At 69.1% G+C, this 311-nt stretch carries 1 protein-coding gene; it reads right to left on the bottom strand.

All coding sequences use genetic code 11. The features are described 5' to 3' along the window. Nucleotides 1–235: acyltransferase domain-containing protein (locus tag B1205_RS30465; protein WP_254909587.1), on the bottom strand; the 235-nt coding region annotated here is incomplete at its 3' end. Between the last annotated feature and the right edge of the window lie 76 nt (nucleotides 236–311).

The raw sequence follows: 311 nt of genomic DNA, 5'->3' as shown, positions 1-311 counted from the left end.
ACGAGCGGGCCCGCAGGATCACCGCCTTCGCCGCGTCGTCCAGGGACAGCACCCCGGCCACACACGCGGCGGCCATCTCACCCTGCGAATGCCCGATCACCACACCCGGCCTCACACCCGCGGCCCGCCACACCTCCGCCAGGGACACCCCCACCGCGAACAACACCGGCTGCAAAATCTCCACCCGGTCCAACCAGGCGTCGTCGTCGCCGGTCAACACCGACACGAGGTCCACATCCAGATACGGCGCGAACGCCCGCTGACACTGGACCAACCGCTCATCGAACGCCACACACCGACCCACCAGACCG

The organism is Micromonospora sp. NBS 11-29 (assembly GCF_002140155.1).
Taxonomy (GTDB): domain Bacteria; phylum Actinomycetota; class Actinomycetes; order Mycobacteriales; family Micromonosporaceae; genus Micromonospora.
This window is presented reverse-complemented; position numbering and strand designations above follow the sequence as displayed.